This window comes from Inhella gelatinilytica, assembly GCF_016093295.1.
GTDB classification, from domain to species: Bacteria; Pseudomonadota; Gammaproteobacteria; order Burkholderiales; family Burkholderiaceae_C; genus Inhella; species Inhella gelatinilytica.
The window spans coordinates 53,580-78,187 of the sequence record NZ_JAEDAL010000001.1; the positions used below are offsets into that span (position 1 = coordinate 53,580).

23 protein-coding genes are annotated in these 24,608 nt (G+C 66.2%); 5 read left to right on the plus strand and 18 right to left on the minus strand.

All coding sequences use genetic code 11. The annotated features are described in order from the left end of the window. The first annotated feature begins 12 nt into the window (after positions 1 to 12). From I7X43_RS00255 to I7X43_RS00265, 3 genes are all read left to right on the plus strand, one after another. The gene (locus I7X43_RS00255; protein WP_198098885.1) at positions 13 to 801 is read left to right on the plus strand and encodes a substrate-binding periplasmic protein; all 789 of its coding nucleotides are present in this window, start codon (positions 13 to 15) and stop codon (positions 799 to 801) included. An 89-nt stretch (positions 802 to 890) separates the two neighbouring features. After that, positions 891 to 3,209 carry a YgiQ family radical SAM protein gene (locus I7X43_RS00260; RefSeq protein ID WP_198098886.1) on the plus strand — a complete coding sequence of 773 codons (2,319 nt, stop codon included), beginning with the start codon at positions 891 to 893 and terminating at the stop codon, positions 3,207 to 3,209. A 74-nt stretch (positions 3,210 to 3,283) separates the two neighbouring features. Further along, complete coding sequence (locus I7X43_RS00265) at positions 3,284 to 5,530, plus strand: EAL domain-containing response regulator (protein ID WP_198098887.1); 2,247 nt, start codon at positions 3,284 to 3,286, stop codon at positions 5,528 to 5,530. Between the two features lie 16 nt (positions 5,531 to 5,546). On the opposite strand, the gene I7X43_RS00270 is transcribed toward I7X43_RS00265, so the two are convergent. The 17 genes from I7X43_RS00270 to I7X43_RS00350 all read right to left on the minus strand — a co-directional run bounded on the left by I7X43_RS00270 (position 5,547) and on the right by I7X43_RS00350 (position 19,942). Further along, positions 5,547 to 6,458 (minus strand): hydroxymethylglutaryl-CoA lyase, encoded by a 912-nt coding sequence (locus I7X43_RS00270; protein WP_198098888.1) that lies wholly within the window; start codon positions 6,456 to 6,458, stop codon positions 5,547 to 5,549. A 2-nt stretch (positions 6,459 to 6,460) separates the two neighbouring features. Then, positions 6,461 to 8,455, minus strand: a complete 1,995-nt coding sequence (locus I7X43_RS00275) for an acetyl/propionyl/methylcrotonyl-CoA carboxylase subunit alpha (protein ID WP_198098889.1) — start codon at positions 8,453 to 8,455, stop codon at positions 6,461 to 6,463. A gap of 60 nt (positions 8,456 to 8,515) precedes the next feature. Continuing rightward, positions 8,516 to 9,151, minus strand: a complete 636-nt coding sequence (locus tag I7X43_RS00280; RefSeq protein WP_198098890.1) for a glutathione S-transferase family protein — start codon at positions 9,149 to 9,151, stop codon at positions 8,516 to 8,518. 19 nt (positions 9,152 to 9,170) lie between these two features. Beyond that, positions 9,171 to 9,707, minus strand: a complete 537-nt coding sequence (locus I7X43_RS00285) for a DUF924 family protein (RefSeq protein ID WP_198098891.1) — start codon at positions 9,705 to 9,707, stop codon at positions 9,171 to 9,173. Positions 9,708 to 9,723: 16 nt separating this feature from the next. Continuing rightward, positions 9,724 to 9,966, minus strand: coding sequence for a hypothetical protein (locus I7X43_RS00290; protein ID WP_198098892.1), 243 nt, complete (start codon positions 9,964 to 9,966; stop codon positions 9,724 to 9,726). Between the two features lie 75 nt (positions 9,967 to 10,041). Continuing rightward, a complete protein-coding gene (locus I7X43_RS00295) occupies positions 10,042 to 10,503 on the minus strand; it encodes a DUF5680 domain-containing protein (protein WP_198098893.1) in 462 nt (153 codons plus the stop codon). Then, positions 10,500 to 10,850 carry a DUF3147 family protein gene (locus I7X43_RS00300; RefSeq protein ID WP_198098894.1) on the minus strand — a complete coding sequence of 117 codons (351 nt, stop codon included), beginning with the start codon at positions 10,848 to 10,850 and terminating at the stop codon, positions 10,500 to 10,502. The genes I7X43_RS00295 and I7X43_RS00300 overlap by 4 nt, the downstream gene beginning before the upstream one ends. Positions 10,851 to 10,861: 11 nt before the next feature. Further along, positions 10,862 to 11,227, minus strand: a complete 366-nt coding sequence (locus tag I7X43_RS00305; protein ID WP_198098895.1) for a hypothetical protein — start codon at positions 11,225 to 11,227, stop codon at positions 10,862 to 10,864. Positions 11,228 to 11,240: 13 nt separating this feature from the next. Further along, complete coding sequence (bioB, locus tag I7X43_RS00310; protein WP_198098896.1) at positions 11,241 to 12,293, minus strand: biotin synthase BioB; 1,053 nt, start codon at positions 12,291 to 12,293, stop codon at positions 11,241 to 11,243. Then, positions 12,290 to 13,000 (minus strand): dethiobiotin synthase, encoded by a 711-nt coding sequence (gene bioD, locus I7X43_RS00315; protein ID WP_198098897.1) that lies wholly within the window; start codon positions 12,998 to 13,000, stop codon positions 12,290 to 12,292. Before bioD ends, bioB begins: the two co-directional genes overlap by 4 nt. Then, a complete protein-coding gene (locus I7X43_RS00320; RefSeq protein WP_198098898.1) occupies positions 12,997 to 13,866 on the minus strand; it encodes a lysozyme inhibitor LprI family protein in 870 nt (289 codons plus the stop codon). The genes bioD and I7X43_RS00320 overlap by 4 nt, the downstream gene beginning before the upstream one ends. A 23-nt stretch (positions 13,867 to 13,889) precedes the next feature. After that, complete coding sequence (locus tag I7X43_RS00325) at positions 13,890 to 15,074, minus strand: aminotransferase class I/II-fold pyridoxal phosphate-dependent enzyme (protein WP_198098899.1); 1,185 nt, start codon at positions 15,072 to 15,074, stop codon at positions 13,890 to 13,892. Beyond that, positions 15,058 to 16,353 carry an adenosylmethionine--8-amino-7-oxononanoate transaminase gene (gene bioA, locus I7X43_RS00330; protein WP_198098900.1) on the minus strand — a complete coding sequence of 432 codons (1,296 nt, stop codon included), beginning with the start codon at positions 16,351 to 16,353 and terminating at the stop codon, positions 15,058 to 15,060. The genes I7X43_RS00325 and bioA overlap by 17 nt, the downstream gene beginning before the upstream one ends. Then, entirely contained in the window at positions 16,350 to 17,144 is a 795-nt protein-coding gene (locus tag I7X43_RS00335) for an enoyl-CoA hydratase/isomerase family protein (protein ID WP_198098901.1), read from the minus strand. Before I7X43_RS00335 ends, bioA begins: the two co-directional genes overlap by 4 nt. An 87-nt stretch (positions 17,145 to 17,231) precedes the next feature. Beyond that, positions 17,232 to 18,032, minus strand: a complete 801-nt coding sequence (locus I7X43_RS00340) for a M48 family metalloprotease (RefSeq protein ID WP_198098902.1) — start codon at positions 18,030 to 18,032, stop codon at positions 17,232 to 17,234. Beyond that, positions 18,032 to 19,654, minus strand: a complete 1,623-nt coding sequence (locus tag I7X43_RS00345) for a carboxyl transferase domain-containing protein (protein ID WP_198098903.1) — start codon at positions 19,652 to 19,654, stop codon at positions 18,032 to 18,034. Before I7X43_RS00345 ends, I7X43_RS00340 begins: the two co-directional genes overlap by 1 nt. An 81-nt stretch (positions 19,655 to 19,735) precedes the next feature. Continuing rightward, positions 19,736 to 19,942, minus strand: coding sequence for a heavy-metal-associated domain-containing protein (locus I7X43_RS00350; RefSeq protein ID WP_198098904.1), 207 nt, complete (start codon positions 19,940 to 19,942; stop codon positions 19,736 to 19,738). 40 nt (positions 19,943 to 19,982) lie between these two features. Between I7X43_RS00350 and I7X43_RS00355 the strand changes: the two genes are divergently transcribed. Continuing rightward, the gene (locus I7X43_RS00355; RefSeq protein WP_198098905.1) at positions 19,983 to 22,358 is read left to right on the plus strand and encodes a heavy metal translocating P-type ATPase; all 2,376 of its coding nucleotides are present in this window, start codon (positions 19,983 to 19,985) and stop codon (positions 22,356 to 22,358) included. 18 nt (positions 22,359 to 22,376) lie between these two features. Here the strand turns inward: I7X43_RS00355 and I7X43_RS00360 are convergent, their stop codons facing one another. After that, the gene (locus I7X43_RS00360) at positions 22,377 to 23,120 is read right to left on the minus strand and encodes an energy transducer TonB (RefSeq protein ID WP_198098906.1); all 744 of its coding nucleotides are present in this window, start codon (positions 23,118 to 23,120) and stop codon (positions 22,377 to 22,379) included. Between the two features lie 283 nt (positions 23,121 to 23,403). Here I7X43_RS00360 and I7X43_RS00365 point away from each other — a divergent pair, with 283 nt between their 5' ends. Then, positions 23,404 to 24,468 carry an MBL fold metallo-hydrolase gene (locus tag I7X43_RS00365; RefSeq protein WP_198098907.1) on the plus strand — a complete coding sequence of 355 codons (1,065 nt, stop codon included), beginning with the start codon at positions 23,404 to 23,406 and terminating at the stop codon, positions 24,466 to 24,468. The last annotated feature ends 140 nt before the right edge of the window (positions 24,469 to 24,608 follow it).

The following is a 24,608-nucleotide window of genomic DNA, read 5'->3' on the forward strand; positions in this document are numbered from 1 at the left end:
CAGGAGCACACCATGTTGATCAAACGCCGCATCGGATTGGGATTGGCCACGCTCTTGATGGGCACCAGTGCTTGGGCCCAGCAGCATCCGCCAACGTTGACCTTTTGTTTGGAAAACGCCGACAACATCCCCTGGATCATGATGGGCGCCAAGCCCGGCTACGCCCAGCTGCTGATGCTGGAAGTGGGCAAACAAATGGGCATTGAATTCAAGCTCGTCCCCACCCCTTGGAAACAGTGCCTGGCCGATGTCAAAGCGGGCACCGTGGATGGCGCCATCAGTGGCAGCTACAGCAAGGAGCGAGCGGAATTTGCTGACTACCCCATCAAGTTGGACGGTGAAGTCGATGCCACCCGCCGCCTCTACCGGGCGTCCTACAGCTTTTACCGGCAAAAAGGGGCGGCGTTGCAGTGGGATGGCAAGGCCCTACAGGCCAACGGCCTGATCGGGGCCCAGCAGGGGTTCTCTGTGGTGGCGCAACTCAAGGACCTGGGGGCCAAGGTCGAGGACAACACCACCTCGGCCGATGAAGTCCTCAAGCGCGTGGTCTCCGGCAAGTACCAGGCGGGCGTCGTCCAAAACGCCGAAGGCGACAACTCCATTGCCCAAGACCCGGCGCTGAAAGGCCTGGAACGCGTCGAGCCGGTGATCGTGGAAAAGGCCTACTACACCCTGTTTTCCAAGACCTTTACCGCCAAACACGCGCCAACGGCCCGTGCGGTTTGGAACACCATCCTAAAGGTTCGCAACGACCCCGCCTTCAAGGCGCAGGCCGGCGCCTTGACCAAGGGTTCTGAATGAGGCGATGCCCCTAGGCTTGTGGGGGGCATTGACCATCCAGAGGGCGCCCCGTCGCGACAATACGGGGTTGCCCCGACTGTGATGCCCCCATGAGTGCTGCCCGAGACCCTGCCCACACCGCCCAGACGGTCAAACCGCCCAAGGCCGACAAAGCCTTGACCGGCTACCGACCCTACTGGGCCAAGCGCTTCGGTCCGGCGCCCTTCCTGCCCATGAGTCGGGAAGAAATGACCCAGCTCGGTTGGGACGAGTGCGACATCATCATCGTCAGCGGCGATGCTTACGTCGACCATCCGAGCTTTGGCATGGCGGTCATCGGCCGCACCTTGGAGGCCCAGGGCTTTCGCGTTGGCATCATTGCCCAACCCGATTGGAACTCGGCCGAGGCCTTCAAGGCCTTGGGCCGGCCCAAGCTGTTCTTTGGCGTCGCGGCCGGGAACATGGATTCGATGATCAACCACTACACGGCCGATCGGAAGATCCGCAGTGACGACGCGTACACGCCCGGCGGCGAGGCCGGCAAGCGGCCGGACCGCGCCACACTGGTCTACACGCAGCGCTGTAAGGAAGCCTTCAAGGACGTGCCGGTGATCATCGGCGGCATCGAGGCCAGTCTGCGCCGCATCGCGCATTACGACTATTGGAGCGACAAGGTGCGACGCTCCATCTTGGTGGACAGCAAGGCCGACCTGCTGCTGTACGGCAATGCCGAGCGCGCCATCATCGAGATCGCCCACCGCTTGGCCCAGCGCAAGCCCATCGAATCCATCACCGACGTGCGCGGCACCGCCTTCATGCGTCGGGTGGATGACCCTGCGCTCGCCGGCTGGTTCGAGATCGATTCCAGCGGCGTTGATGTCCCGGGCAAGGTGGACGAGCTGATCAACCCCTACGCCACCACCGAGGAAACCGGCACCTCGCAAGGTGCCGCCTGTGCCACCGGCGACACGCCCAAGACCGAGGAAAAACCGATCCAGATCGTGCGCCGCACGGTGGCCAAGACCGATGCCCGCGCCGTCACCCCGCCGCGCGAGCGCTCCGTGATCCGGTTGCCCAGCTTTGAGCAAGTCAAGGCCGACCCGGTGCTGTACGCCCACGCCAACCGCGTGCTGCACCTGGAAACCAACCCCGGAAACGCCCGTGCGTTGGTACAACGCCATGGCGATGGCCCCTCGGTGCGCGATGTGTGGCTGAACCCGCCGCCCATCCCGCTGTCCACCGCCGAGATGGACCATGTGTTCGACCTGCCTTATGCGCGCAGCCCGCACCCGCGCTACGCGGACGAGCAGGGCCGGCATGACGGCGCGACCAAGATCCCGGCCTGGGAAATGATCCGCTTTTCGGTCAACATCATGCGCGGCTGCTTCGGCGGCTGCACCTTCTGCTCGATCACCGAGCATGAGGGCCGCATCATCCAGAGCCGCTCGGAAGAATCGGTGCTGCGCGAGATCGAAGACATCCGCGACAAGGTGCAGGGCTTCACCGGCGTGGTGTCCGACCTCGGTGGCCCGACCGCCAACATGTGGCACATCGGCTGCAAGAGCAAGGACATCGAGGCGGCCTGCCGCAAGCCCAGCTGCGTGTACCCAGGGATCTGCCCCAACCTGCACACCGACCACGGGCCGCTGATCCAGCTCTACCGCAAGGCGCGCGCCCTCAAGGGGGTGAAGAAGATTCTGATCGGCTCCGGCCTGCGCTACGACCTCGCGGTCGAGTCGCCCGAATACATCACCGAGCTGGTGACCCACCATGTCGGCGGCTACCTGAAGATCGCCCCTGAGCACACCGAAAACGGGCCGCTGAGCAAGATGATGAAGCCCGGCATCGGCACCTATGACCGCTTCAAGCAGCTGTTCGAAGCCGCCAGCGCCGCCGCCGGCAAGAAGCAGTACCTGATTCCCTACTTCATCGCCGCCCACCCGGGCACCAGCGACGAAGACATGATGAACCTCGCCGTCTGGCTGAAGAAGAACGGCTTCCGGGCCGACCAGGTGCAGACCTTCTACCCCAGCCCCATGGCCACGGCGACGGCCATGTACCACTCGACCAAGAACCCGCTCAAGAAGGTCACGCGCGACAGCGAGACGGTGGACATCGTCAAGGGCGACAAGCGCCGCCGCTTGCACAAGGCGTTTCTGCGTTACCACGACGCCAACAACTGGCCGCTGCTGCGCCAAGCGCTGCAGGACATGGGACGTGCGGACCTGATTGGCAATGGCAAGCACCACCTCATCCCCAGTTGGCAACCGCAAACAGACGGTGGTTACACCAGCGCGCGACGCAGCAACAGCACGCCCTCGGCACCGGCCCCGGCACGGCCGAGGCCTGGGGCGGCCCTCACCCAACACACCGGGTTACCGCCTCGTGCGCTGGGAGCCCGAAATAAGCCCCGTAGGAAACCCGGCTAAACCCCGATGACAGCGGGCTTGGCAAGTCAGGGATCTAGCGCATACTTCCAACGACGGAGTGAACCCTGGTTTTGATGTCGGAGACCTTTCAGCCCTCTCACGATCCTCACGCAGAGGATGACCTGCTCGAGCTGATCGACGAGCACGATCTGCCCGCGGCCGCTCATCCTGTGGGCGAGCCTTGGCGCGTCCTGATCGTGGACGACGACTCGGACGTGCACAAGGCCACCGAGCTGGCGATGCAAGGCCTGTTGATTGAAGGCCGCAAGCTGCAGTTCCTGCATGCGCATTCCGCCAGCGAAGCCCGCGACGTATTGGCGCGCGAGCCCAATCTCGCAGTGGCCTTGCTCGACGTGGTGATGGAAAGCGAGGACGCGGGCCTGCAGTTGGTGCGCCACATCCGCGCGGATTCCAGTCTGGACGCCATGCGCATCGTGTTGCGCACAGGGCAACCGGGTTATGCCCCCGAGATCGAGACCGTCCGCTCGCTGGACATCAACGACTACAAGACCAAGTCTGAGCTGACGCGAACCCGGCTGTACACCGTGTTGACCGCAGCCATTCGCTCCTACAAGCAAATTTGCGAATTGCAGGTGGGGCGCCGCGGCCTGTCTCGCATCCTGCACGCCGCCAATGAGCTTTCACGCCTGCGCACCCTGCCGCAGTTTGCTGCCTGCGCGCTGGAGCAACTCTGCGCCCTGTTTGAATGTCCGAGCGTCGGCTTGGTCGCCGTGCAACATCGCTCGGACACGCCCGACATGGCGCGCATCGTGGCGGCCAGCGGGCGCTTTACCGAGTTGCTGGGCGCCACCGTCGGCCGCCTGACGGATGACGCGTCTCACGAGGCCATCGACTTGGCCTTCACACAAGCCCAGTCACACATCGGCGCCTTGTTGACGCTGCATTTCAAGTTGCCCAATGAGCGCAACGTGGTGCTGCACGCCGTGCTGGACCGCAAGCCCGAAGACAACGAAGAGCCGCTGTTGCAGACTTATTTGTCGACGCTGTCCATCAGCTTTGACAACGTGGTGATGTACGGCCAACTGCTCGATCACGCCTACAACGATCAGTTGCTGCAATTGCCCAACCGCAATCGCTTCATTGAGTTGTTGGAAAAACACCTGTTGGCCCCGGAAGGCTTGGCGCTGGCGCTCATCGACATCGACGATTTTTCGGACATCAACGATGCCTTTGGTCACCGCTTTGGCGACCAGGTCCTGCAGTCGGTCGCGGCCCGTCTCGGTGAACAGTTGGGCGAGCGCACGGAGATGGCTCGCATTTCGGCCGACACCTTTGGGCTGATGGGCCCCAGTGCCCACATCAACGCGGCCAGCATTTCTCACGTGTTTGCCGAGCCCTTCGATGTCTCGGGCGAGCGACTTCAGCTGTCCGCCACCTCCGGTTTGGTGAGTCTGAGCGACAGCAGCACGCTGGGCTCCGAACTGCTGCTGGATGCGCACATCGCGCTCAAGCGAGCCAAGTTGATGCACCGCGGCGCTTGCCAGTACTTCTCGGCCGAGATGGGCGTCGATGCGCGCGAGCGCTTCAAGTTGCTCAAAGGGCTGCGAGCCAGTTTTGAGGCGCGGCGACTGTTCGTGGTCTATCAACCGCAGGTGGAACTTAACAGCCGTCGGGTTGTTGGGGTCGAGGCCCTGCTGCGGTGGCGCACCGAGGACGGTCGTTTCGTTCCGCCCGATCAATTCATTCCACTCGCCGAGCAAAGCGGCTTGATCATTTCCATCGGCGAGTTCGTGCTGCGCACGGCCTGCTTCCAAGTCAAGCGCATGCGCGAGTTGGGGCACACCGAAGTCCGCATGGCCATCAACATTTCGATGGCCCAGTTCCGCCACCCGCAGTTCATCCCCACGCTGCGGGCCGCCATCCACGAGGCCGACATTCCGGGCGCCGCGCTGGAACTCGAAATCACCGAATCCATGGCCATGGACGACGTGGACATGGTGCTCAAGATCTTGGCCGCCATCCGGGCCACCGGGGCCACTGTGGCCATTGACGACTTCGGCACTGGCTTCTCGTCGCTGTCGCAGCTGCGTCAGCTGCAGGTGGAGCGCCTCAAGATCGACCGCGCCTTTGTGCAAGAGGCCGAGTGCTCGGTGGCAGGCTCCACCATCGCCGCCATGGTCGTCAACCTGGGCCGCAGCCTGGGCATGCAGGTCCTGGCCGAGGGCATCGAAACTGAAGACCAAGCCACCCACCTGATCCAGATGGGTTGCCACGAAGGCCAGGGCTATTTGTTTGCCCGTCCGATGCCGGCGGACCAATTCGAAAACTGGCTGACCGAGTACCGCGCCGCCCATCCCTGAGCAGCGCGGCCGGCCTTCACCCGGCGCGTTTGGCGAGCAGGGCCCGGGCCACGCGGCTTACCGGCGGATGGCCGAGCACCTCGCTGATGGCTGCAGCCGCGTCCACCAGACCGTCCAAATCCACACCGGTTTCAATGCCCAAGCCGTTGAGCATGAACACCACGTCCTCGGTCGCCACGTTGCCCGTCGCCCCTTTGGCATAGGGGCAACCGCCCAGGCCGCCCACACTGGCGTCAAAGGTCGCGACGCCCAGTTCCAGACTGGCGTACACATTGGCCAGGGCCTGGCCATAGGTGTCGTGGTAGTGGCCGCTGACCTCGGCGAGCGGGAAGTGCTTCAGCGCCCGCTCCAGCGCGGCCTGGATGCGCCGCGGCGTGCCCACACCAATGGTGTCGCTGACGCCCAGGTGGTCGACGCCGATGGCAGCGAGCTGTGCGGCCACCGCGTCCACCTGGTCCGGGTGGATGTCACCCTCATAGGGGCAGCCCACCGCGCAGGAAAGCGCCGCCCGCACCTTGACACCCGCCGCCTTCGCCGCCGCCACGACCGGAGCGAAGCGCTCAATGCTCTCGGCAATTGAGCAATTGATGTTCTTTTGCGCAAACGCCTCGCTGGCGGCGGTGAACACCACGATCTCATCGGGCCGCGTCGCCTGCGCGGCCTCCCAGCCCTTGGCATTGGGCACCAAGACGGCGTAGGCCACATCCGGACGGCGTTCGATGGTCGACATCACCGCCGCGTTGTCGGCCATCTGGGGCACCCACTTGGGGCTGACAAAGCTGGTGGCTTCCAGGCGGCGTAGGCCCGCCGCCTGCAAGCGATGGATCAGCGCCACCTTGTGCTCGGTGGCCACGGTTTGCTTCTCGTTCTGCAGGCCGTCGCGCGGGCCGACGTCGCAGAGCGTGACTTTGCTGGGGAGTGATGCCACGTTCAGCCCTCCAGGCGCAGCAATTCCGCACCATCGGTGAGCTGATCGCCCACGGCGTAGAGCAGCTCGGCTACCGTGCCATCGCGCGGGCTGTTGAGGGTGTGCTCCATCTTCATCGCCTCCATGACGGCCAGGGGCTGGCCGGCCTTGACGGCATCGCCCGCCTTCACATGCAAAGCCACCAGCTTGCCCGGCATGGGGGCGGTCAAGCGGCCGCCGCCACCCGCGCCCTCACCCGCATGGGCGATGACATCGACCTCGGTCAACGTGGCGCTGCCTTGCGGCGCGAACACGGTCACCTGTTCGCCGCGCGCATAGGTGTGGACGGGAATGCGGCGCACGGCCAGACCTTCGCCCAGTAGCAGCGTGTGACGCTCGGGGGAGGCGGAATCGATCGCCAACGCCACCGCTTCGCCCCCAACCAGCAACTGCATACCCCCCGCATGCAATCGGCGCAACTGAAGCGCGTGATGCTGACCATCCAGCTCCAGGTCAAAACCGCGCACGGCATCGCCGGTCAGGCGGAAGCCATCACGGCGGCTCCAGGGGTCCGCGTCTTGCGTGCGCGCCTCCAGCGCCAGCGTGTGTGCCACCACCGCGGCGGCAGCCACATCGAGCGGCAGGCCGGGTTGGCCAAAGAGTGCGGCGCGTTCGCGCTCGATCAGGCCAGTGTCCAGGTCGGCGCCGGCGAAGCTGGCCGTGGCCGCACAGCGGCGCAGGAAGGCCACATTGGTCTGCAGGCCCACGATGTGGGTCTGCGTGAGCGCCGCATCCAAACGCGCCAGCGCCTGGCCACGGTCCTCACCCCAGACGATGAGCTTGGCCACCATCGAGTCGTAATACGGACTGATGGCATCACCTTCCACCACACCGGTGTCCACGCGCACGTCGGAACGGCAGAAGGCACTGTGCGCCGGCCAACGCAGCACGTCCAGCGAACCGGTGGCGGGCAGGAAGCCGGCCTCGGGGTTCTCGGCACAGATACGCGCCTCGATGGCGTGGCCGTGAATCTTCAGTTCATGCTGCTTGAGCGGCAGCGGCTGGCCGGCCGCGACGCGCAGTTGCCACTCCACCAGGTCCAGGCCGGTGATGGCTTCGGTAACCGGGTGCTCCACCTGCAGCCGGGTGTTCATCTCCATGAAGTAGAAGCGCCCATCCTGTTCGGCGATGAACTCCACGGTGCCGGCGCCCACATAGCCCACCGCCTTGGCGGCGGCCACGGCAGCCTCGCCCATCTCGCGGCGGCGCTGCTCCGTCATGCCCGGAGCCGGCGCTTCTTCCAGCACCTTCTGGTGGCGGCGCTGCACCGAGCAATCGCGCTCGAACAGGTAGACGCAATCGCCTTGCGTGTCGCCAAACACCTGGATCTCGATGTGACGGGGGCGCTGCACATAGCGCTCGATCAGCACCGCATCGTCGCCGAAGCTGTTGATGGCCTCGCGCTTGCAACTGGCCAGCGCGACGTCGAATTCGTCCGCCGCCATCACCGCGCGCATGCCCTTGCCGCCCCCGCCGGCGCTGGCCTTGATCAGCACGGGGTAGCCGATGCGGTCGGCCTCACGCTTGAGAAGCGCCGGATCTTGGTCCGCGCCGTGATAACCCGGCACCAGGGGCACGCCCGCGGCTTCCATCAGGCGCTTGCTTTCAGCCTTCAGGCCCATGGCCAAGATGGCCGATGCGGGCGGGCCAATAAAGACCACGCCGGCTTCAGCGCAGGCCTGGGCAAAGCCCTCGTTTTCGGACAGAAACCCATAACCCGGGTGGATGGCCTCGGCACCTGTGGACTTCGCGGCGGCCAAGATGCGCTCCCACTGCAGGTAAGAGTCCCGCGGTGCGGGGCCGCCAATCAGGGTGGCTTCATCACAGGCCAGCACATGCTGGGCGCGCGCATCGGCTTCGGAATAGACGGCAACGGTTTGAATGCCCAAGCGGCGCGCAGTGGCCGCCACACGGCAGGCGATCTCACCCCGGTTGGCGATGAGGATCTTCTTGAACATGGGTGCTCCTTGTGGGAGAGGGGCGCCCCGCATGGGCGCAAGCCCCGAAGTATCGAGGACTCAGGCCGCCCAGTGACGGGCAAAGACCGGCGCCACCTTGGGATGCTGCTCAACACGCTGCAGCAGGGCGCAAAAGTCCGGACGTTCGACCGCCAAGTGAGATCGGGTACCGGACCACTTGGATACCACCCCCGCCAGCAGGTCCAACGCACCGGGTTGGGCCCCTTGCAGGTAGGCGCTGTCACCATCCCAGAAGGTGTCGGCAAACACCAACCAGTGCGCGTGCAGGCGCGCACGCGTGCCCGCACGCAGATTGGCCTGGGCCGCCTCGTCAGGCAGCGCCAACCAGCGCTCCGGGTAGTCGCTGACGCTGATGGCGCTATAGCAGTTGGCGGCGATGAACACCAGGCCCCGCAGCACCCGTGCCCGCTCTGAGGCGGCCATCGGCAGCAGGCCGGACGCCGGGTAGCGCAAGCCCAACTCAATCAGGATGGCCGCACTCTCACTCATCACCGTGCCATCTGCCCATTGCAGGGTGGGGATCTGCATCAGTGGGTTCACCTCCCGCAGAGCTTCAAGGGCGGAATCCGCGGCCCAGGAGGCTGCGGCGACGTTTTCGAACGGCTCCCCCACCCAGTGCAGAGCGACCTCGACAGCTGCCGAACCCGCCCCTTGAAAGCCAAACAAACGGTGCATGCCCCGCTCTCCTTCAGGCTCAGAAACTGGAGCCCGGCTGCTGCAAGAAGGCCAACTCCTCGGGCGTGGAAACGCGCCCCAGGATGGCGTTGCGATGGGGGTAGCGCCCAAAGCGGTCCACGATGGCCCGGTGCCGCAATTCAAAGTCCAGGTTTGCGGGGGCATGGAGCCGGAACAGCGGCTCGGCCAGCGCATGAATCGCGGGCGACTCCGAGTGCATGTAGGGCATCAGCAAGAACGCACGCTCACTTGGCTCAGTCAAGGCCTCCAGCGCACTCGCCCGAACCGCCTCCTGCGCCAGCACGAGAGCGATCCCGTCTTGGGCGAAAGCCTGTGGGGTACCGCGGTGGATGTTGCGTGAGAACTGGTCCAGCACCAGCACCTCGGCCAGGCGCCCATGCGCGCTGGAACGCCACCCGGTCAGTTCGGCCTGCGCCGCCTGAACCAACAGCCCACCAAAGCGCTGGCGCAGCTGGTCGTCAAAGGCCGGATCGACGCGCCACCAAGCCGCTGGCGGAATCTCCTGGAACCAAAAAGCGAGTACGTCTTCGAGCATGGTTTCCCCCTCCGGCTCAGCGGTTGCGCGGGTGCTGGCGCGCCTGGCGCTCGTTGCCCCGGCGGTAGTTACCGGTGAGTCGTGCCATCAGCTGCTGCGCTGCCTCGGGCGATCCGCCATCAACACGGGCCAAAAACTCGCTCGCATCCCGTCCTCGCAAGGTGGCCGCCCACCGGCCGTGGTGAGTCACCTCGACCGAACCATTTTTTAGGGTGCGGTAGACAAAACCCAAATCGTTGCCTTCAGCAGTGGCGCTCATCTCGACGTCTCTCGGCTGTCCTTCACAAGGGGGCGATCGGGTGGCTCTGCGGGGCTCTGCGTCCGAACCCCCGCTTCATACCAGGTCGCCCCCCGAGCCTCGCAGCTCGTAAAGCACCCGGCCTGCTTCGCTCAGCGTCTCGTGCAGGTGAAACCGCGCCAAGTCACCTTCGACCGCAAGCCCATAGTGCAGCCCTTCGGCCTCGAATTGAGCCGGCCCCCGCAACGCCAAGTCCTGGGGCGCCTCCTGCAGGGCCGCCCTCAGGGCTCGATAGACGCGCTCGGCCTGCTCACCCGCCACGCCAAGGGTCAGCCCGCCCGCATAAGCCATCGACCAAACGGGCACCCCCGCGCGGTACACCACCTCCTGGCCCACGAAGTTCAGCAAGCCGAAATAGTGATCCCGGTAGAGCCAATCGCCATCCTGCCACTCGAGTTGGCGCGCGCCCGGCAGCAGCGCCGTCACGCGGGCAGAGCCATCGCCGCTGGCATAGGTCGCGCGCTTGGCGCCCAACAAGAAGTTCGCCAAACCCGTCACCACAACTCAATGCCCCAGCGCCGAAGACCCAACGCAAACAGCACAAATCCCAGCAGACCCACAGCGGCACTGGCGGCGAGCGCGGGCCAAAAGCCCCAGCGCGGCAACAACCAAGGGAAGGCCACAAACATGGGCAAGGTGGGCAGCACGTACCAGAGCGTGTACTCCGCGTGGCGGGCGAGCTTCTCGGTGGACTGGCCTTCGACGTGCATCCAGATCAGGGCCAGCACCGTGACCCAGGGCAGTGCGCCGATCAGGCCACCCAGCTTGTCGCTGCGGCGCACCGCCTCACCAATGACCACCACCAGGGCGGCCGTGAGGGCGTATTTCGTGATCAACCACACCATGCAGCCGCTCCTCAGTTCGCGAAGTGGTAGCGGACCAGCGCGAAGCCCAGCGCAAACACCACGCCGCAGCCAAAGCGATCAATGCGCAACACCTCACGGCCATGGCGCTCCCGCCAGCGGCCCAGCGCATGCATGGCCAATCCAGCCAGCAGAGGCGACACGATCAGGTTCGCGAACCGCCATTGCGGGGCGATCAAGCTGTGCGGAAACACCAGCAAACTCAATCCACCCAGCACGACCCCCAGCACGGCGTAACTGAGAGCAGCCAGCCACAACGAGGGCTGCCGCTCGAAGGGCTGGGCCAGCCCCCGAAACCCGAGCTCCGCCACCACCTGCAGCAGGAACTCCCCCAACAGCTCGAAGAGGACTTCCAGCATCGGGCGGCGCGGCTCAGCTACCGCAAGGCGATGGGGAGCCGCAGCCACAACCCGCGGCGTCTTCCGCGGCGGTCTCCTGCACCTCGGCCACGTTCAGGTCCAGGCGCTCCAAGAGCTTGCGGTCGGCTTCGGCTTGTGGGTTGCCGGTGGTCAGCAACTTCTCGCCGTAGAAGATGGAATTGGCGCCGGCCAGGAAGCACAGGGCTTGCAGGGCTTCGTCCATCTGTTCGCGGCCGGCCGAGAGGCGCACCATGCTGCCCGGCATGGTGATGCGGGCCACGGCGATGGTGCGCACGAACTCGAACGGGTCCAGGTCTTCGTTCTTCGCCAGCGGCGTGCCCTCGACCTTGACCAGGTTGTTGATGGGCACGGACTCGGGCGGCGGGTTCAAGTTGGCGAGCTGGGCGATCAGGCCGGCGCGCTGGGTGCGGCTCTCGCCGAGGCCCACGATGCCGCCGCTGCACACCTTCATGCCGGTGGCGCGCACGGCCTCCAGCGTGTCCAGACGGTCCTGGTAGGTGCGGGTGGTGATGATCTCGCCGTAGAACTCGGGCGAGGTGTCGAGATTGTGGTTGTAGTAGTCCAGGCCGGCCTCTTTGAGCTGTTGGGCCTGCTCGGCCTTCAACATGCCGGCGGTCACGCAGGTTTCCATCCCCAGGCCCTTGACCTCACGCACCATGGCCATCAGCTGCTCCATGTGACGGTCCTTGGGCGCGCGCCAGGCCGCGCCCATGCAAAAGCGCGTGGCGCCCTTGGCCTTGGCGGCTTGGGCTGCGGAGCGCACCTCGCTCAAGTCCAACAGCTTCTCGGCTTCGAGGCCGGTGTCGTAGTGGCTGGATTGCGGGCAATACGCGCAGTCCTCTTCGCAACCACCGGTCTTGATGGACAGCAGCGTCGAGAGTTGGACCTGGTTCTTGGGTTGATGCGCTTGGTGCACCGACTGCGCGCGATGGATCAGCTCCATAAACGGCAGCGCAAACAGGGCTTCGATCTCGGCCACGCTCCACTGCCCTTCCTGAGCCTTCAAGGGACGGTGCAAGTGCACGGTTTGGACGGGGGCGTTCATGCGAGATCCTTCTTCAACAACAAGCAATCCAAAGCCGCGGCGTCCAAGTGGACCGCCACGGCCTCCGGGGTGGGTGCATCCAGGCGCGGCACGGCGCCCAGACACGGCGCAGGCAGCAAGGCCCGCAAAGTGGCGACATTTTCGCTGTGTTGCAGCATCTGGCCATCCACGGTGTTCGCGATCCATCCCGCGAGCTTCAGGCCCCGCCCCAGCACGGCTTCGGCGGTGAGCAACGCATGGTTGATGCAACCCAAGCGCAGGCCCACCACCAAGATCACCGGCGCCGCCAGATCGCGCGCCCAGTCGGCACTGTCCCAGCCGGCCTCTTCGTCCAGGGGCACGCGGAAACCGCCCACCCCCTCGACCAAGGCCACATCCAAACGGGGCAACGGCGCCCGTAGGGCCGCCATGACCTCGGCACGGCGAATGGGCCGCCCCTCCAACCGGGCCGCCAAGTGCGGCGCGCAGGGCGTGCGCAGTTGAATCGGCCCCACCTCCTGCTCCGTCAGCCCCACGGTTTGTGCGGCGTGCAGCACCGCCACGTCCTCGTTGATCCAACGACCCGCGCGCAGTTCCTGCCCCGCAGCGACGGGCTTCAAACCCGCCGCGCGCCAGCCACGCTGGGCGGCGGCGTGCGTGAGCGCCGCCGTACAGGTCGTTTTGCCGATTTCGGTGTCGGTGCCGGTGATGAAAAACAGCCTGCTCATCGCCGGGATGGGGTCCAGTGCTGCAACTGCAGTTCGTGTTGCAAATAAAGCGGCCTCAGGCAGCCCTTGGGTTCATCGCTAGAGGAACAGCGCGATTGGCGGGCCTCCTCGAAGCTCAGGATCAGGCGGCTCAACTGGCGGCGGTAGTCGTTGTCCGCCCCCCTCAAGTGCATGCTGCGGGCCGCGGCCGAAAGCCTCAAATCCAAGGCCGCCAGCTCGGAGTCTGCACAGATGAGCTTGGCCAAGGACCCCGTCGATTGGGCACAATCAAAGCTCGGTCCACCCGCCGGCGGCACAAAAACCGGTTCGGGCTGAAACCGCTCGGGCGGGAGGTCCAACCAACGTCCTTCTCGATTGAGAAACCGGACGGCCCCCACGGTGGCCGCCCGGCTCCGACCCGCGTCCTCCGGTTGTTGCAAGGCCTCGCCCAGCCAGGCCTGGATGGCGGCAAGGGCAGGTTCCGGGATTTGCGGGCCCACGAGATCGCGTGAGCCCAATCGCAGGGTCACAGCCCGGCCGTCAAAGCCATGATCCAGCTCGGCGCCCAAGCCCCGGCTGCTTTGGGTATCCAGCCAAAAGAACCCCAAGTGCCCACAGTTGTGCGCTTGGCACGCCGACACCGAAAAGTAACGGTCCTCCCTCCACTCCACAGGGTTGGGCGGGCCCCAGAGCCCAGCCAAGACGTCCGACACCAGTTCCTTGGGTACATGACGCCGAATCAAGCGCTGGGATTGTTTGTCCCCGATCAGCCACTCGTTGGTCGAACGGTCAGCAAACCTCTGCCACCCCTCGGATGCGCACCAACCCACGCCGCTCCAGCCCGCCAGGGCCAGCATCAGAACCGTTTTCATCCACAGATTCGTCATGCTCAAGTCCTCGCGCCAAGTAGCTATGTCGATGCCACCAAGGCGGCCAACAAATCATCGATCTCCTGCGCCTCATGATCCGCACACAACGTGATCCGCAGCCGCGCTGTCCCTGCCGGCACCGTGGGCGGGCGGATGGCGGGCACACGGAGGCCCTGGGCATCCAAGCGTGCTGACAGCGCCAGCGCGGCGGCGTTTTCGCCCACGATCAGCGGCTGGATGGGGGTGTCGCTGCGCGGCAGCTGCCAGCCGCGTGCCGCGGCGATGGGCGCGAGCCCATCGACCAACTGGGCGCGCAGCAGGTCGAGCTGATCACGTCGGCGCTCGCCCTCCTCGCCCTCGATCAGGGCCAGTGAGGTCACGAGCGCATGGGCCAGTGCCGGTGGGCTGGCGGTGGTGAAGATGGTGGGGCGGCTGGTCTGCAGCAGCCATTCGATCAAGGTGGGGTGGGCGGCGATGAAGGCGCCGGCCACGCCGGCGGCCTTGCCCAACGTGCCCATCCACACCAGGCGTTCGCTGCGCAGGCCGCTGTGCGCCAGGCTGCCATGCCCGTGCGGGCCCAGCACGCCAAAGCCATGGGCGTCGTCCACCAGCAGCAGGGCATCAAAGCGCTCCGCCAAGGCCAGCAGTTCGCGCAGCGGCGCCAGATGGCCATCCATGCTGAACACGGCGTCGGTGACGATGAGCTTGGTGGGGGCGGTGGAGGCGCGCAGTTGGCCTTCCAACTGGTCCAGGTCGGCGTAGATGCTCTTGCGCGCCCGCGCCAGGCGGGCGCCATCGATCAGGCTGGCATGGTTCAGCCGCTCCGAGAACAGCTCCGCGTCCTCCCTATCCCCCAGGCCCGTCAGCAGGGCCAGGTTGGCCATGTAGCCGGTGCACAGGGTCAGCGCGCGGGCATCGGGGATGCAGTCGCGCGCCCAGCGGGCCAACTGGGCCTCGAGCGCCTCGTGCGCTTGGCTGTGGCCGCTGATCAGGTGCGAGGCCCCACTGCCCACGCCCCAGCGCGCCGCACCCTCTTGCAAGGCCGCAATCAGCTCGGGATGGTCCGCCAGGCCCAGGTAGTCGTTCGAACAAAAGAGCAGCTTCTCCACGCCGTCGATGACTTGACGGGGCGCGGTGGGCGAGGCGGCCACACGGCGCACACGGATCAAGTCCTGCGCGGCGCGTTCGGCCAACTGCTGGGCGTAGCGATCAAACAGAGCAGACATCGTTCAGCGTGCGGGCAACGACCTCGACCAACCAGCGAGCAATTGACGCGTCGATCACATACGGGGGCATCAGGTAGACCGTGCGGCCAATGGGGCGGATCAACAACTCATGCTGGCGCGCGGCCAGGTGGAAGCGTTCCGCAAAGCGCTCGCCCGCCACACCGGGCTTGACGTCGAACGCCAGCACCATCCCGGTTTGACGACCGTTCTCGATCCGGGCGTCATCGTGCAGCAGCGGCGCAAACGCCTCGCGCAGGGCCGCGGCTTGACCGGACAAGGTAGGCAGCAGCGTCTCCATGCGGCGCAGCACCTCGTTGGCCGCGGCGCAGGCGATGGCGTTGCCGGTGTACGAGTGGGAGTGCAAGAAGCCGCGCGCCACGTCGTCGGACAAGAAGGCCTCGAACACCGCATCCGTGGTCAGCACCAGGGACAGCGGCAGCGTGCCACCGGTGATGCCCTTGCTGAGCAGGATGAAGTCCGGCCATTCCGCTCCGAGCGCCCTCACCTGCTCCCAGGCAAAAAAGCTGCCGGTGCGGCCGCAGCCCACAGCGATCTCGTCGGCAATCAAATGGGCGCCCTGGCGGGTGCACAACGCGCGCAACTCACGCAGCACCTCGGGGCCGTGCATGCGCATGCCGCTGGCGCCTTGGATCAAGGGCTCGACGATCACCGCCGCGCAGCGTCCTTGGAGTTCGACCAGCTTGGCCTCGATGGCGGCCAGCGCGCCCGACTCGTGCAGGGCCGGCGCCAGGTGCGTCGCACGCAAGAGCGGCGCGTAGGCGTCACGAAAGATCGCCACGTCAGTGACCGAGAGCGCACCCAAGGTCTCGCCGTGGTAGCCCCCGGCCAGGGCAATGAATTCGCACTTCTCGGGTTGACCGAGATTGCGCCAGTGGTGAGCGCTCATCTTCAGCGCGATCTCGGTGGCGCTGGCGCCGTCGCTGCCATAGAAGGCATGGCCCAAGGCCCCGCCCGTGCGGGCGCTCAGGCGCTCGGCCAGTTCCACGGCCGGCTCGTGCGTGCATCCGGCCAGCATCACATGCGGCAGCGTGCGGGCTTGGGTAGCGATCGCCTCGGCCAGGCCGGCATCCGCATGGCCAAAGAGGTTCACCCACCAGGAGCTGTTGGCATCGAAGTAACGGCGGCCCTCGGTGTCAAACAGCCACGGCCCCTCACCGCGTGCGATGGGCAAGGGCGGCACGGCATCCAGCCGCGCCATCTGGGTGCAGGGGTGCCAGATGGCGGCGCGGCTGCGGGCGGCCAGGTCGTGGGGGGTCATTCGCTCAGCAGCCACGGCAAGGGTTGCTTATTCAGGAAGCTTTGCACGCCAGACTTGCCCTCCGCAGAGGCCCGGATGTCGGCAATGCGGCACGCCGTGTCGTCGCGCAGCGCCTCGGTGAGCTCAGGGGCCGCGCCCATGTCCAGCGCCAGCTTCTTGCAGGCTTTCACAGCCGCCGGTCCGTTGGCGCAGAGCGCCGCGGCCAAATCGGCCACTTTGGCATCCAAGGCCTCCGCGTCCGCCACCACCTCATGCACCAGCCCCAGGCGGTGGGCGGTGGCGGCGTCAAAGCGCTCGGCCGTGGTGAAGTAGCGGCGCGCCTGGCGCTCCCCCAGAGCCTTGACCACATAGGGGCCGATGGTGGCCGGCAGCAGGCCCAGCTTGGCCTCGCTCAGGCAAAAGCCCGCGGCGACCGTGCTGACCACGATGTCGGCGCACGCCACCAGGCCCACGCCGCCAGCGTAGACATCCCCCTGCACGCGGGCGATCACCGGGATGGGGCAGCGGTAGATCGTCCACAGCATCTGCGCGAGGCGGCCGGCGTCCTGGTGGTTTTCTTCCCAGGAGTAATCCGCCATGGCGCGCATCCAATTCAGGTCAGCCCCCGCGCAGAAGGCCTTGCCCTCGGCGGCCAGCACGATGGCCCGCAAATCGCTGCGGTTGCCCAGGTCCTCGAAGGCCCGGGTCAGTTCGTGGATGACGGCGTCGTTGAACGCGTTGCGCACGTCGGGACGGTTCAGGGTCACGCGGGCAACGGCGCCTTGCACGTCCATCTTGAGGGTGGCAGTCATCAATACTCCAAAGATTTCAGGGAACAGCGTTCATCTGCAACGTGCGAGCCCAGGTCTCCGCGACAGTGCAGACAGTTGTCTCGTAGTTCATAGCGGGCAAACACCGGACCTGAGTAGGCGAAGGCTAGCGACCTCCTCAGGCGCCACAGAAGGGCGCAAGCGTTCCGCATCAGGGACCAACGCATGTCCCTCAAGCAACTGCTCACAAAAGCGCAGCGCCACGCGATGCAGATGCGCACTCCGATCGGGCATTGAGGGATGCGTAGCAGTGGCCGCAGCATTCAGAGCCGGGTATTCGGCAAGGCGCTTCCAAAGGGAGGCTTGGGCGGCGACTGGATAACCCGCAAGACCAGCGAGGTAGAGCCCCAGCGTATCCGCGTCCCGCTCAATTTCATGCCGGTCTGTGGGTGTCTCGGCATGAACAGGTGGAATGCCCATCGCCATCCAGTCCAAGAACTCCGACGTGTTCTTGCCCGCACGTTCGGCCGCTCGAGCCAATTGGTCGGGCCGCAACCGCCGCAAGGCGATGAGCGGGTGACCCAGGACGAAATGGGCAAATTCATGGGCAAGAACGTGCGCCAATTCGTCCTCCGGCAGCAAATCGAGTGCACCCTGACCAAGGGTCAGCAAGCCTGGCCCCATGGCGCCCGCCGGCACTGAGTGCGGGAGGACGGCGAGCAGCACCCGGCATCGCATCCGACCCTCCGAATCACGGAACGTCTGCTCACCGCACCAAGGCGCGGCCACTCGCTGAAGCCTTATCAGAACGGGGCGCCAATCGACCGGCCGCAGCAGCTGCGTGTCGGTGGCCTGAGCATTGCCGACCAGCAGCAGGACGCAAAAAGTCAGCAGCATCCAACGGAGTTCATGGCAAGCCCGAGTGGTCATCACATCCGGAACACGCCGAACTTGGTGTCCGGAATGGGCGCATTCAGCGCAGCGCTCAAGCCCAGCGCCAGCACGCGGCGCGTGTCGGCGGGGTCGATCACGCCGTCGTCCCACAGGCGGGCGCTGGCGTAATAGGGATGACCTTGCTCTTCGTACTGTTGGCGGATGGGGGCCTTGAAGGCTTCCTCCTCGTCCGCGCTCCAGGCGCCGCCCTTGGCTTCGATGCCATCGCGCTTGACGGTGGCCAGCACGGAGGCGGCCTGCTCGCCGCCCATCACCGAGATGCGCGCGTTGGGCCACATCCACAGGAAGCGCGGCGAATAGGCGCGGCCGCACATGCCGTAATTGCCAGCGCCGAAGCTGCCGCCGATGATCACGGTGAACTTCGGCACCTGGGCGCAGGCCACGGCCGTGACCATCTTGGCGCCGGCGCGGGCAATGCCCTCGTTTTCATATTTGCGGCCCACCATGAAGCCGGTGATGTTCTGCAAGAACACCAAGGGCACCTTGCGCTGGCAGCACAGCTCAATGAAGTGCGCCCCCTTGTTGGCGGCCTCCGCAAACAAGATGCCGTTGTTGGCCACGATGCCCACGGGCATGCCCTCGATGTGGGCAAATCCACAGACCAAGGTGGTGCCGTAACGGGCCTTGAACTCGTCGAACTTGGAGCCATCCACCACGCGGGCGATGACCTCGCGCACGTCAAAAGGCTTGCGCGTGTCGGTGGGGATGACACCGTGCAACTCCGACGGGTCGTAGGCCGGGGCCTCAGGGGTCTGCAGCTTCAATTCGTGGCGCTTGCTCCAGTTCAGGCTGCCCACCACTTGGCGCGCCAGGGCGAGCGCATGGGTGTCGTTTTCGGCCAGGTGGTCCGCCACGCCGGAGAGGCGCGTGTGCACATCGCCACCGCCCAGGTCTTCGGCGGTCACCACCTCGCCGGTGGCCGCCTTCACGAGCGGCGGGCCACCCAGGAAGATGGTGCCCTGGTTCTTGACGATGATGGTCTCGTCGCTCATGGCGGGCACATAGGCGCCGCCGGCCGTGCACGAGCCCATCACCACCGCGATCTGCGGAATGCCCGCGGCCGAGAGGTTGGCCTGGTTGAAGAAGATGCGGCCGAAGTGGTCGCGGTCCGGGAAGACTTCATCCTGGTTGGGCAGATTGGCCCCGCCGCTGTCCACGAGATAGATGCAAGGCAGGCAGTTCTGCTCGGCAATCTCTTGCGCCCGCAGGTGCTTCTTGACGGTGAGCGGGTAGTAGGTGCCGCCCTTCACCGTGGCGTCGTTGCAGACGATCATGCACTCCACCCCACCCACGCGGCCGATGCCGGCCACGATGCCGGCGCAGGGTGCGGAATCGCTGCCGTCCTTTTCCTTGTAGACGTTGAGCGCGGCGAGCGGCGCCACTTCCAGAAAGGGGGTGTCCGGGTCGAGCAGCATCTGCACGCGATCGCGCGGCAGCAGTTTGCCCCGTGCCGTGTGCTTGGCCCGTGCGGCCTCGCCGCCGCCTTCGGCGATGCGAGCCAACTTGGCACGCAAGTCGTCCAACAAGGCGCGCATGGCCTCGCTGGAGGCCTGGAAGTCGGCAGAACGGGGATTGAGCTGGCTGCGAAGTTGGGCCATGGCGGCAGAGTCCGTCAATGCTGGGGAATCCGCCATTTTCGCCCGGTTACAGGACTTGCCGACCGAGCGGTCGGCCCCGAATCATGCGGGCGGGTAACCGGCTTCGGTCAGGGCCGCAATCAAACGCGCCCGCTCCACGCTGGCCGGTGCTTGAACGCGCACAGTTTTGCTGGCCGGGTCCGCCTGCACCTCCACCAGAGGATGCAGCGCAGACAGCGCCCGGGTGACGCTGGCCACACAGTGACCGCAGTTCAGACTGGGAACTTGAAAGGTGGTTTCGGTGCTCATGGCGCGATTGTGCGCCGGCTGCCCTTCCTACACTCGGGTCATGGCATCCACCGAACTCTCGTTACCGATCAGCGGCATGCACTGTGCGGCCTGCGTCGCCCGTGTCGAAAAAGCCCTGGCGGCCACCCCCGGCGTCGTCCAAGCGGACGTGCTGCTGACCGAAAACCGCGCCCAGCTCAAGGTCGAGCCCGGGTGGAGCGCCATCACCCTGATGGCCGCCCTGCGCAAGGCCGGCTACGACGTGCCGCTCACGCAAGCCACCCTGCACCTGGACGGCTTGCACGACCAGGCCGATGCGCTGCGCGCGCACGAAGCCTTGGCCAAAGTGCCAGGGGTGATCCTGGTGCAAGTCAACCTCAGCGCTTCGTCGGTGGCCTTGCAGGCCCTGCCCAGCACCCAGAGCGCACCGCTCTTGGCGGCCGCCCGCGCGGCCGGTTTTGGCGCTGCGCTGCAAACACAAACCGATGCCGGCGCCCAATTGGAGCGAGAACAAGCGCGCTTGCGCCGCGACTTGTTCCTAGCCTGGGCGCTGACCTTGCCGCTGCTGGCCCCCATGGCCTTGATGCTCGGCGGCATTCACTGGATGATCCCTGGCCCGGCGCAAGCCATCCTGGCCACGCTGGTGCAACTCGGGCCCGGCCGTCGCTTTTACAAAGCCGCCTGGGCGGGGCTGCGCGCTCGCAGCCCCGGCATGGATGTGCTGGTAGCCCTGGGCTCCACCTCAGCCTGGGGGCTGAGCCTGTGGCTGCTTTGGCGAGGCGCGGGCAGCATGGAGCTGTTTTTTGAGTCAGGCGCCTCCATCCTGAGCTTCGTGCTGTTGGGCCGCTACCTGGAAGGTCGAGCCAAACGCGCCACGGGCAGTGCATTGCGGGGCTTGCAAGAGCTGGCTCCGGCGCAGGCCGAACTGTGGCGGGATGAGGCCTGGCGCCTGGAGCCCCTCAGCGAGCTCAAAGCCAGCGACCGGGTGCGGGTGCGACCCGGGGGTCGCATCCCCTGCGACGGTCGTGTCACCGAAGGCCGCACCCATGTGGACGAGGCCCACCTCAGCGGGGAGCCCCTGCCGGTGGCCAAGGAAGTGGGCGATGTCGTCCGCGCCGGGGCCCTGAATCTGGACGGGGTCATCGAACTGCGGGCCAGTCAAACCGCTGCCGCCTCCAGCCTGGCGCAGTTGGTGCGGCTGGTGGAGTCGGCTCAGGCCAGCAAGGCCCCCATTCAGCGTCTGGCAGACCGTGTGGCGGCCCGCTTTGTGCCAGCGGTTTTGCTCCTGGCGGTGGCGACCCTCGCCGCTTGGACCTTGGCCGGTCGATGGGGTCAGGGCCTGATTGCCGCGGTGAGTGTGCTCGTGGTCGCCTGCCCCTGCGCACTGGGCCTGGCCACGCCCACGGCCGTGGTGGTGGGCATCGGGCGCGCGGCCCGGCGCGGCCTGCTGGTGCGCGACGCCGCAGCGCTGGAGCAAATGGCCAGTCTGGATCGAATCGTGTTCGACAAAACCGGCACCCTGACGCGGGGCGAGCCCGAATTGCTGCACATCGAGCCCTTGGGCGAACTCAACCGCCTGCAAGTGCAGGCCTTGGCGGCCGCGCTGTCCGCAGGGAGTGAGCACCCCCTGGCGCGCGCCATCCGAGAAGCGCAAAGCGACCTGCCCACCGCAGCCGCCACCGAGGTCCGTGCCCTGGCAGGCTTGGGGCTGATGGGCAAGGTGGGCGAGCAGCGCTTGCACCTGGGGTCCAGCCGTTACCTGCTGGAATTGGGCCTGTCGACGGCAGCGTGGGAGGCCAGCGCACAAAAGCAAGCTGCTCGCGGCCTGAGCGTGAGCTGGTTGGCCGCCAGCCAGCCCGAGCCACAACTGCTGGGCTTACTGAGCTTTGGCGACCGTCCCCGCGCAGAAGCCGCCCGCGCGCTGGCCGACCTGCGCAAGCAGGGGTTGCGCTGCAGCCTGCTGTCAGGCGATCGCCCCGAAGCAGCGCGGGCCGTGGCCCAGCAGTTGGGATTTGGTGCCCAGGACGAAGTGCATGGCGGACTGCTGCCCCAAGACAAGCTGGGGGCGATTCACACCTGGCGGGCACGCGGAGAACGCGTGGCCATGGTGGGCGACGGACTGAACGATGCCCCGGCTCTGGCCGCAGCCGATGTGGGCATCGCCATCACGGCCCAAGGACGGGGCACGGACGTGGCCGCCCAGGCCAGCACGCTCACGCTGCTGAGCGACGACCTGCGTCGCATCCCCGAGGGGCTCACCCTCGCTCGGCGCACCTTGCGCGCCATTCGTCAAAACTTGTTTTGGGCGTTTGGCTTCAACGCCGTGATGCTGCCACTGGCCATGGCCGGTCAGCTCAACCCGCTGTGGGCCAGCGCGGCGATGGCATCCAGCAGCTTGATTGTGCTGGGCAACGCCCTGCGCTTGCGCCGCGCCTGAGCACGGCGCCCCAGGTGCTCAGTCCACTGCGGCGCGGAACATCAACTCCACATCCACCACCCGGCGTTCGGGCAGCGGCGAGAACTTCCACTGCTTGATCGCGGCGGCAGCCGACTGCCCCAGTTTGCGTTGCACACCGGGGCGCGGGTCCGCTTGGCTCACCGTGCCATTGGGCTCCACCGTAAACCGCACAGGGACCGAGTGGTCCCGCCCACCCATGGCATCCATGACATGGCGGTTCATTTCTGGCGGCACGTAATTGATCAGCTTGAGTGGCACCTCATCCGGCTCATCAGGCTCGGGTTCCGGTGCCGGATTGCTCGGCGTCGGATTGGCCGCCACCGTCGCCGCGGGGGGCGTCACAGGCTCGACGACCGGTGGCAGGGTGGTGGCCACGGCAGGCGCAGCACCCGCCTTCGCCTCAGCCGGTTGCCCCGCAGCCGGGGGCTCCAAACCCCGCATCCGGGGCGCCTCCTCGGTCTTGGCCACCACTTGGGGCTTGGCCGCCGACGCAGTGGGAGCAGTTGCCGCAGGTGAGGAAGTCGCAGCGGCTGCGGCCTTCTTTTCGTCCTTCTTTTCGTCTTTATCCTTGTTCGCGCTGCGAACGGTCTGGAATTTGATGAAGCGGAACACCTTTTCAGCGTCCCGCTTGGCCCGCTCTTGGTCACTGAGCTTGCCCGAGTCTTGCGCCACCGCGGGCACCACCACCAACAAAGCGGCCGCAGCCACCGCCGTGAACCGACCCCAAACACTCAATCCCATGCCCATTCCTTCCATCCAGCCATCCAAAACGCGGCACCCAGTACATTAGGGTGCGGCCCGGGATTGAGCAAGCGATCCAGGTCAATCCGCGCAAAAAAACGCGCCCGCCGTGAAGGACGCACAGGGCAAAAGCCGCCGTCCTTCGCGCATCCGACGCCAGCCGGGGCGCGCCTTGGGGCACACTCGACGGACTTCCAATCCACCCGCCGAATAGCCCCCCATTTGGGGGGCAGAGTTTACGGATTGTTACTTTCCACACCCTACGGGATTCCCCTGAAACGCCATGGCCAACGCCCATGAAACCGCCCTGGACTACCCCTTGGGGGACCAGGTTCCTGAACCGGGCCAGGTACAGGCCCTGTCGCCCGACTTGCTCTGGGTGCGAATGAAACTGCCGTTTGCGCTGGACCACATCAACCTCTATTTGCTGCGTGACTCGCACCCCGAGCACGGGCCGGGTTGGGCCATCCTGGACTGCGGGATCGCGGACGAAGCAACCCGTTCAGCATGGTTAAGTGTGTTTGCGCACCCCGCCCTTGAGGGGCTGCCGGTGGTGCGCGTGCTCGTGACGCACTTCCACCCCGACCACATGGGCAATGCTGCCTGGCTGTGCGAGCACTGGGGGTGCCGTCTGTGGATGAGCGCCACGGACTACCAAATTGCCCGCTTGGCCAGCCAGTCGACGGTGGGCATGGGCGGCAACGCAGCCGCCCTGTTTTTTGCCGCACACGGACTGACGGACCCCGAGGCACAGGCCAAGATCCGCGCGCGCGCCGACTATTACCCGCGAATGGTGCCCCAGGTGCCTTTGACCTACCGCCGCATCCTGGATGCCGAAACGCTGCAGGTGGGCCCGCGATCGTGGGCGGCCCGCGCCGGCCAGGGGCACTCTCCCGAGCATTTGAGTTTTTGGCAGGCTGAAACGCAGACGCTGATCGCCGGCGACATGGTGCTACCGCGCATTTCCACCAATGTGAGCGTGGTGGATGTCGAGCCCGAAGCCGACCCCTTGCGCCTGTATTTGGCCTCCTTGAGCCGGATGGCGGACCTTCCGGACGACAGTCTGGTCCTGCCCGCCCACGGTCGTCCCTTCCGCGGACTGCAGCGCAGGATCCGCCAACTGCAAGACCATCACGCCGAGCGGTTGGACGTTTTGCGAACGGCCTTGCGTCAAGGCCCCCAGGACGCGGCCGGGGTGCTGCCGGTACTGTTCAATCGTCCGCTGGACCTTCACCAAACCACGTTCGCCATGGGCGAGGCCATCGCCCACCTCAACCATCTGTGGCACCAAGGCCAAGCGCATCGACTCGTCGACCCGCACGGCCACATTCGCTTCGAAGCCCGTTGACCCCAGCCCCCACCAAACAAAACCGCCGCGAACCCTCACGGGCCGCGGCGGCTTTGTTTCTCCCTGGCGTCTCTCCCTTTTGCCTTGGATGACAGCGCTGGGCGGGAGTGTCTCGACCCGCGCCTTGCCCGCCAATCCCC